The organism is Thermoplasmata archaeon, assembly GCA_035622275.1.
GTDB lineage: Archaea > Thermoplasmatota > Thermoplasmata > Lutacidiplasmatales > UBA184 > Lutacidiplasma.
The window spans coordinates 34,992-43,957 of sequence record DASPVQ010000028.1 but is presented as its reverse complement, the minus strand read 5'-3'; the positions used below and the strand labels follow the sequence as shown (position 1 = coordinate 43,957).

Here is an 8,966-nt window from a genome sequence, read left to right as displayed (position 1 = left end):
CGAGTTCGTGCTGCCGTTGATGACGGTGACGTTGCTCGAGCCGGCGTTGGCGACGTAGAGGTTCTTCGACGCGGGGTCGTAGAGGATCGCCGACGGATCGCTTCCGACCGGCAGCGCCGGGTGCGCCCAGGTGTCCGTGGTCGGGGAGAAGATCGCGACCGTGTCGTTGAGCGGGTCGGTCGCGTAGAGGAGCCCGTTGGCCGCGTCGAAGGCGAACGCCGAGGTGTTGACGAGCTGGGGGACCGTCCGGCTCTGGTTCGTCGCCGGGTCGTAGACGAGGGCCGGGGCGAACGTCGGGGCGAGGATCCCGCTGAGCGCGATCGGTTTCGTCGGGAGCCAGACGTCGCCCGTCGCCGGGTCGACCGCGGGCGGCCCGACCTCCCAGTTCCAGACGGTGCTCGGGAAGTTGCCGGTCAGCGAGGAGTTGTAGTTCAGAAACGCGGTCCGCACGACGCTGCCGGCGGTCGTCGCCGAGAAGGGGATCTGCGGCGCGACCGGAGCGGCCGCGGGCGGGACCGTCGCAGGGGCGGAGGGTGACGGCCGGGCCGGGGGCGAGAGCTCAGGGGCGACCGTGGCGCCGCGCGACGCCGCGCTCGAGACCGGGAGCGTGACCGCGAGGAGCGTCAGCGCGACGAGGGCGATCGCGGGGGGGGCGAGCGCCCGGCGCGGCCTCGAGGCAGGCGAGAGCCGCGACGCGGCGAACGGCATCGACGTGGCGAGGCCACGACCTCGGCTTAAAACTACGACCTCGAGGGGCTCAGGAGACGGTGCGGATGACCTTGCCGGCGTGCCCGTCGATGAGCACGATCGTGCCCTGGCCCTTGTGGTCGAGGTGGAAGTACCATATCGGCACGTGCAGCAGCTCGCCGTCGGAGATGTCGACCTGGGTGCGGAGCTGGCTGACCATGCTGTGCTTCTTGTGGACGAGCTCGCTCTGGAGCTGCTGGACGTAGGCCTGGGCCGCGTGGCGCGCCGCGTCCTCGCTGAGGTCGCCGTTGAGCACCGCGGTGCCGTCCGGGATCGTCTTCTTGTCGAAGAACGTCCGCTCGGCGAGCGCGAACTGGTAGTCCTTCGGCTGGTAGGCGCTCATCGCCTTCACCGCCACCACGGGGTACTCGTACTGCCCGGAGACGGTCTCCGAGCGGTTCGGGTTGACGACCGGTCCGGCCATGATCGGCACGACCGTGAGCCCGCCGCGTCGGCCGCCGAGCGCGCCGGCGAGCAGCGCCGAGGCCGCCATCGTCCCCGCCGTGGCCCCGACGGTCGTGCCCATCGCCTGGTACTGGTAGGTGGTCGACGCGGAGGTCGGCATCACCCAGAACGGCACGTACGACAGGCGCTCCTCCGTGATCTTCGACTCCTCGAAGTCCTTGCGGTGGAAGAATCCCTGGTCGACGAAGTCCTGGACCGCCTTGAGCGCCTGGTTTCGGTCGGTGACCTTCAACGGCAGCATCGTGTGCTTGTTGATCTCCTTCCAGCCGGCGCCGCCGAGCGTCACCGACCCGCCGCAGTAGTCGCAGGTGATCACCATCTCGCCGAACGTCGGGTGGATCGGGGCGCCGCAGGACGGGCACTTGAGCTCCTGGGCGCCCGCGGCGGCGATCGTCGGCGACGAGGACGCCGTCGCGGCCGCCGGGGCCGCCGCTCCCGCGCCGCCCGCGACCGGGGTCCCGCACTTGAAGCAGAACTGGGCCCCGTCCGGAAGCTGGGCCCCGCACTTCTGGCAGAACATCGACCGCGATCCTCCCGGGGCTCCGCGACGCGCGCGCCTAGGGGCCGAGCGGGGCCCCGCACTCGGGGCAGAACTTTCCGGTCGTGGTCACCGACTTCCCGCACTTCGGGCAGGTGCGCGGGGCCGGGGGCGCGGTCGACGCGCCGCAGTTCGGGCAGAACTTGACGCCCGCCGCCACCGGCTGGCCGCACTTCGGGCACGGCGTCGTCGGCCCGGCGGCCCCGCCGGCGGCCGGGGGGCCCATGGGGTTGCCGCAGGAGGGGCAGAAGCGCGTCCCCGGCGGGACCAGCGCGCCGCACTTCGGGCAGGGGGCCATCGCGCCCTGACCGTAGACGTTGCCCATCTGTCCGGCCATGCCGTAGCCGATCCCGAGGCCCGCGCCGAGGCCGACGCCGGCGCCGGCCATCGCCCCGGCCCCGCCGGACGGGTTCGCAGCCGCGGTCGTCATCGCCTGGCCCGCCTGGTACTGCAGGTAGTTCACGCCCAGCACACCCATCGTCGAGCGGGTGTCGATCGCCTTCTGGACTTCGTCCGGCAGGTTGATCGAGAGCCCCTGGATCTGCTGGACCTCGACGCCCAGCGGACCGAAGTGCTGCGGGATCGCGCCGAGCACGGCCTGCTCGATCGTCGTGAGCTGCGTCGCGAGGTCGGTGACCCGCATGCCCTGGTCCTTGAGCTTGCCGAGGGTGTTGTAGACGAGCAGGACCATCTGGTCGCGCAGGCGCGCCTCGACGTCGGGCGTGGTCGCCGCGCCGAACGTCCCGACGAACGTGTTGATGAAGTTGTCCGGCGCGCCGACGCGCCAGCGGTAGGCGCCGAAGACGCGCAGCTGGACGAGTCCGAAATCCGGGTCGCGGAAGACGTAGGGCTCGGTGCTGCCGAACTTTCCGTCGAACAGGCGGCGCTGCAGGTAGTAGACCTCCGCCTCCTGGCGGACGCCGCTGAGCGCCTGGACGAGGTTGCCGAGCAGGCGCGCGTTGAGGCTCGTCAGCGAGTAGCGGTCCGGCCGCTCGAGGTAGGCGAGGACCTTCCCGTCGCGGTAGAACACCGCGGTCTCGTCCTCGCGGACGACGACGTTGTCGCCCCACTTGATGTTGCGCGGCACGCGCCACATCACGTTCGGGCCCTTGTACGCGTCCTCCCAGTTGATCGTGGTCGCGCCGATGAGGCTGCCGCCGGACGCCGGAATCGGGTTGTTGGTCACCATCGTCTGCTCTCCTACCTCACGAAACGCGAATGCCCTCGACCGCCTGAACGCGGGCCTTGAACGCCTGTTCGAGCTGGTTGACCTGGCCCCGCGCGGTCGACAATAGGCCGCTGATGCCGGCGGGGTTCGGCCCCGTCGCCATCGCCGGGAGCGCCGCGATCGTCTGGGCGAGCTGGTCGCCCGCCTGGGCGAAGCCGAAGTCGTACTCGTAGAGGCGGTCGAGCTGCTGCGGGTTGAGACGGATCGCCGGCGAGATGCCGGTGTAGCCCTGCTCCGCGTGGCGGATCTCGCCTTCCAAGCGCATCAGGTCCGCGACGAGGGGCGCCATGTCGGTCAACGAACCGAACTGGTTGGCCTGGACCAGCGCCTGGCGGGTGTTGTCCATCGTCGCCCGGGCGTTCTTGATCTTGTCGGCGACCTGGAGCCGCAGCAGGCTGTCGGCCGCGCGGATGTCCTCGCCCTGGCGGTAGGCGCGGTAACCGGGAACGAGCAGCTGCAGGCGCTTGATGATCCCCCGGTCCGCGTCGACCTTCTGGCGCAGGTCGACCGGTGTCGCCCCCGACGCGCCGGCCGCGTCTCCCGCGGGCGGGGAGTCGGCGGCGGCCGGAGGGGCGGCGGCACCCGGCGGGACGCTGGGGCTGACCGCGGCGACCGGCGGCGCCGCCATCGCGGCCCCGCACTTGTTGCAGAAGCGGTTGCCCGCCGGCACCGGGGCCCCGCACCGGGGACACGGGACCGTGGCGGCGGCCATCCTAGGCGCCTCCCCCGGGCGGGCGGCTATGCGAGCCGGGCGGAGGCGGGGCGGTCGCGGGAACCGACGGTGAGTTCGCAGCCGCGTAGGAGAACGCGGACGGGGCCGGGCGCTCCCGCCAGGCCTCCCGCTGCGCCTCGCGCTGCGGCTCGGCCCGAACCGCGCGGATCCGCCAGCCGATCAGCGCGATGGCGACGGCGAGCGCGATCGTCGTGAACAGCAGCCCGACCAGCTGCCAGGTGCCGAGGCTGACGCCGTAGTACGGCGCGAGCCCGAGGGTGAGGAACAGCACGGCGAAGCCGAGGCCGAAGAACGCCCAGGCGAGCGATCGCTGGGCCGCGGGGTCCCGCGAGATCGACTCCGCCAGATAGCAGACGACGGCGAAGATCAGCGAGAGGATCCCGATCCACAGGAGCCCGTCGAAATGCTGGTTCGCCGGGAACGCGAGGTACACCAGGTAGAACAGGATCGCCCCGATCACGAGGAACAGGGCGGTGAGCACCCAGGGGCTCCACCGGGTGCCGGAGGCGGCCGGAGGGCTCGACGGGCTCGACATGGCGGATCGTCCGTCGATTCAGTCGCGCGAACTATAAGAGCCTGAGCGCGGGACGCGGGCGCGTCACAGCCGGGGCTCGTCGTCCGGTTTGTCCCGGCGCGGGCGGACCGCGGGCGACGACGGCGGGACCGGAGGCTCGGCCATCTTCGTCGCGGAAGGATTCGCGGCCGGGGGCGGAGCGCCGGGAGCGGGGGGCCCGGCGGAGACCGGCCCCGTTGCGGGCCTCGGCGCCGGCGCGGTGGCCGCTCGGGCCGGGGGCGGCGACGGCGCGCGGGTCGTCGGAGCGGCCGCGCGCCGCTCGCCGGGCGGGCGTGGCGGCGCGCCCTCCCTACGGGCGGCGGGCGTGGGGGGTCGGGCACGCGCGGCGCCCCGGCTGCCCGCGTGGACGGCGGTGCCCGCGGTGCCGCGCGTGTTGTCCGTCGAGATCGGCTGCCCGCACTTCGGGCACTTCGGGAACTGCCCGATGCAGTGCTGGCAGAGCGGCGCGCCGCAGACGTGGACCGCCGAGGCGATCCCGCCGCAGCCGACGCAGCGGGGGCGGGAGGTCGTCGGTGGGACCGGGCCGGCGAGACCGATCGACGGGGCGTAGAGCACGGCCTGGTGCTGCGGTGCCGGCGCCGGGGCGCGCGCCGCCGATCGCGGCGCGGGCGCGGAGGGTGCAGGGGCCGGCGCGGAGGCGGGCGCCGGTCGGGTCTCGGGGGCGAAGTACTCCTCGCCCGCGGGCGCCGGCCCGGCCGCGTCGGCCGGGGGAGCCTCGGTGCGGAACTCCGGAGAGTAGGCGCCGAGGTCGAGCGACGGGAGTGGCGCGTGCACCGCCGCTCCTGCCTCCTCGACGACCTTGATCAGGCGGGCCTTGTACAGACCGACGCGCAGGTTGCGCACGAGCTGGAAGAGCGTGCGCTGCTCGGGCGGGAGCAGGAGCGCGCGCCGGGCGAGCTCCTCGACGTCCGGCGTCAGCCGCAGGTTCTCCGGAGGAAGGTCGGCCTCGAGGACCGCCTTGAGGTAGCCGAAGAGCCGCTGGGTCTGCTCGAGCGAGTAGCCCGGCGGCGCGAGGACCGCCACGTCGGCGAGCGTGAAGCCCCGGCGCTCGATGCCGGCCGGTCGACGCTCGAGCGCCTGGGTGACGAGGTGGTAGGAGGCGCTCTCGAGGTCGCGGATCTCCGTCTCCTCGAGGCGATCGAGCTTCAGGTCGGGCGAGCGGCCGATCGCCGCCAGGACCGGCTCGAGGAACTCGTAGGGAACGTGGAGCGTCACGAACAGATCGTTCTTCGCGACCGTCCGGTTCAGCTTCGCCTCGAGCAGGAGCGCATCGCGCCCGTAGCGCTGGATCTCGGCGTCGCGGGTCTTCTGGATCGCGAGCCGCTTGCCGTCCTTCGCCGGCGCGAAGTCGGTGTCGAGCGCGAGGGCCCGATCGAAGCTCGACTGCGCCTCCTGCGGCCGCGCGGTCTGGAGGAGGGCGAGCCCGCGGCTCGTCCACGCCTGCTTGCTCTTCGGGTCGGCCTCGCTCGCGCGCTCGTAGAAGGAGAGCGCCTCGTTCGGGTGGCCGAGACGCTCGGCGACGAAGCCCGCCCGCAGGAGCACGTCGACGTCCGCGGGGGCGAGCGAGAGCGCGTGGGCGAACGCGTTCGCGCTGTCGGTCCAGGCCTGGCGCGCGATGCCGGTCTCCCCGAGCCGCACCCACAGCGCGACGCTCTTCGGGAGCAGCTCGACGCCCTTGCGGAGCGCGTCCGCCGCGCTGTCGAGGTGGCCGAGCCCGCTCTCCGCCTCGGCGAGCAGTAGATAGAGCGACTCCTGCGGAGGGATCTGGGGGATCGACTGGCGCAGGAACTCGAGCGCGTCGCCGTGGCGCCCCTCGTCGAGCAGCGCCCGGGCGCTGCCGGCGATCGCGACCGGGGAGCGGGGCTCGCGCTGGCGGACCTCCTCGTAGACCGCGCGCGCCTCGGCGGGCCGCTCGAGCGCGCTGAGCACCTCCGCGCGCAACAGCAGCGCGGCGAGGTTCGCCGGGGCGCCGGCGGGCGACGTCTTCAGGCCCTCGTCGAGGACCTCGAGGGCGAGGTCGGGGCGGCCCGAGTTGAGGCGCAGCCGGGCCCGACGGATCGCGATCTCGACCCGGAAGACCGGGTCGATCTCCGCCGCGCGCTCGTACGAGCGGTTCGCCTCGTCGGCGAGGCCGAGGCTCGCGGCAAGGTCGCCGAGCTCGAGCTGGAGCGCGGCGTCCTTCGCCTCCGGCCCGTCGACCGACAGCAGTTTGCTGAGGGCCTCGTACGCCTCCTTGGTCTCGCCGGCGTCGCGGTGCAGGCGGTACTTCTCGAGGAGCGCCGGACCGTTCTCGGGGTCGAGCAGCAGGATCGCGGTCAGCGAGTAGAGGAGCTCGGAGGGCCGGCCCAGCGCGCGCCAGGCGTCGCCGCGGGCCTTCCACGCCGCGATCTCGTTCGGGTCCTCCTTCAGGAGGGCGTCCGAGAGGCTGACGACCTCGGGGTAGAGGCCGGCGAGCAGGAGGGTCTCGGCCAAGGCGAGGCGCCCGTGGCGGTTCTTCGGATCGATCGCGAGCCCGCGGCGGAAGTAATCGATCGCGTCGGCGTAGGCGCCCTGCGCGCGGAGCGCCTCGCCCACCTCGAAGTAGGCGTGCGGATCGCTCGGGGTCGCCTGGACCGCCGCCTGAAGCAGGCCGAGCGCCTCGGGGCGGCGGCCGCTCTGCAACAGGATCTGTCCCTTCTTCCGCAGGAAGATCGGGTTCTGCGGCGCCCGGCTCAAGAGGACCTCGATCAGCTGGAGCGCGCGGGCCTCCTGGTTCTGCTGGCTGAGGACCTCCACGGCCCCCCAGAACAGGTCCTCGTCCTCGAGCCCACCGCGGATCGCGCGCATGTACGCCTCGCTCGCCTCGGAGTTGCGGCCGGTCTCGCGCAGCGCGTGGCCGAGCTCCTTGAGCACGTCGTGGCGCGCCTCGTGACCGGGCCGGTCGAGGAACGCCCGGTACTCCCGGACCGCGCGATCATGATCCCCGACGAGGCGGGACGCCCGGGCCAGCCCGAGCTCGCTGACGCCCGCGGCCTCGGTGTCGGTCGACGCGCGCTCGTAGGAGACGAGGGCCGTGCGGGCGGCCCGGTCGCGCTCGGCCGAGCCCTCCGCCTGGTCGTACGCGAGGGCGAGGTAGAGGTTCCCCCGCTCGACCGCGACGTCCGTGCGCGTCGGGTCCAGCCGGAACAGCTCGTCCAGGACCGGCGCGAGCGCGGCCGGCTCGCTCAATCGGGCGACGATCTCCTTCTTCTCGAGCAGGTAGGCGAGCTCGCCCGGGTGGGCGGCGAGCAGCGCGTCGTAGGCCTTGAGGGCGCCGGCGCTGTCGCCGGCCGCCGCCAGCGTCCGGGCGAGCTCGACCTGGGCCTCGGCCTCGGTCGGCTCCTCGGCCAGGATCGCGGCGGCGAACTCGCGGACGATGTCGTCGCGCCCGGCGGAGCGGGCGGCCTCGAGCGCCCGACGCAGGTCGGGGACCGAGTGCGGGTGCGCCTTCGCGAGCGCCCGGTACGCCTCGATCGCCTTCTCCGCGTCGCCGCGGGCGAGCTCGATCTCCGCGACGCTCCGCATCGCGTCGAGGTGGTCGGGCTGCGCGGCCAGGATCGCCTGGCAGGCGGCCAGCGCGACCTCGCTGCGATTGAGCCGAAGGCCGAGGTCCCGCAGCTCGATCAGGTTCTGCAGGTTGCGCGGGTCGACCTCGCGCAGGCGTTCGCGGGCCGCGACCGCGAGATCCGGCGCGTCGGCCTCGAGCGCGCGCGCGATCTCGTCCAGCGCGGACGCGTCCGGCGCCTCGGTCGCCGCGACGATCCCCTTCGCAATCGGGACCGCATCCGGCGCCCGGTCCACCCGGAACAGCGTCCGGACGTGGAGGATCTTCGCGCGCGGGTCGTCCGGCGCCACGGCGTGGACGCGCTCGAGCGCGTCGAGGGCCTCGGGGAGGCGGCCGACGGCCGCCAGCAGGTCCGCGCGCGCGAGCAGTAGCTCTGGATCGTCCGGGGTCGTGCGCAATAGCTCCTCGCAGGCCTCGAGCGCGGGCAGCTCCCCGCCGTTCGCGCGCGCGAGCTCGAGCTTCATGCGGAGCGCCCGGGTGTTGTTCGGAACGAGCTTGAGCGACTTGTCGACGTACTGCGTGGAAGTGGCGTCGAGCTGCTGCGCGCGGAGGTACGCCTCGGCCGCCTCCGGCGTCTGCCCGAGCAGCTTGAGCGCGTCGGCGCGGGTCGCCCAGAGGCCCTTGTCGTGCGGGTTCGCCTCGATCGCGCGGCCGGTGAGGGCGACGACCTCGGGCAGGTCCTCGTTCTGGGCGAGGAGGATCAGGGCTTTGTGGTGGAGGAGGGAGGAAGCGCCGGGGGTGAACTGCAGGCCGAGGTCGACGGCCCGGCGCGCGAGCTCCGGCTGCGACGCGCGGTAGAACGCCATCGCCGCGTCGTCGAGCCACGGGCCGACCTCGCCGCCGGCGTCGGCGAGCTCCTTGGCGTGGGTCTCCACGGTGGCGAGGAACGCCTTCAGCGCGCTCGTGTACTGGGCTCGATCGGTGCCGGCCTCCGCCTCGATCGCCGCCTTGTAGCCGCGGCGCACGTCATCGAGCGGATCCGGGGCGACCGGGGAACCCCCCGGTGGGGACGCACTGGCCATCGGCGCTACCTCGACGAACCCATCGGCCTAAATACGTTCGGCGCGGACGAGCAGCGGCGAGGTCTCGACCGCGCGC

Annotated in this window: 6 protein-coding genes; all 6 read right to left on the bottom strand. The window is 73.3% G+C overall.

The genetic code is table 11. The features are described 5' to 3' along the window. Positions 1 to 708, bottom strand: a 708-nt coding sequence (locus VEL82_08485; protein HXW67892.1) for a hypothetical protein, incomplete at its 3' end; no start/stop codon positions are given. Between the two features lie 49 nt (positions 709 to 757). Beyond that, positions 758 to 1,732 carry a zinc ribbon domain-containing protein gene (locus VEL82_08480; GenBank protein ID HXW67891.1) on the bottom strand — a complete coding sequence of 325 codons (975 nt, stop codon included), beginning with the start codon at positions 1,730 to 1,732 and terminating at the stop codon, positions 758 to 760. 37 nt (positions 1,733 to 1,769) lie between these two features. Further along, a complete protein-coding gene (locus tag VEL82_08475) occupies positions 1,770 to 2,939 on the bottom strand; it encodes an SPFH domain-containing protein (GenBank protein ID HXW67890.1) in 1,170 nt (389 codons plus the stop codon). A gap of 16 nt (positions 2,940 to 2,955) precedes the next feature. Continuing rightward, complete coding sequence (locus tag VEL82_08470) at positions 2,956 to 3,690, bottom strand: zinc ribbon domain-containing protein (GenBank protein ID HXW67889.1); 735 nt, start codon at positions 3,688 to 3,690, stop codon at positions 2,956 to 2,958. 1 nt (position 3,691) lies between these two features. Further along, a complete protein-coding gene (locus tag VEL82_08465) occupies positions 3,692 to 4,246 on the bottom strand; it encodes a hypothetical protein (protein HXW67888.1) in 555 nt (184 codons plus the stop codon). Between the two features lie 63 nt (positions 4,247 to 4,309). Beyond that, positions 4,310 to 8,890 carry a tetratricopeptide repeat protein gene (locus VEL82_08460; protein ID HXW67887.1) on the bottom strand — a complete coding sequence of 1,527 codons (4,581 nt, stop codon included), beginning with the start codon at positions 8,888 to 8,890 and terminating at the stop codon, positions 4,310 to 4,312. Positions 8,891 to 8,966 lie beyond the last annotated feature (76 nt).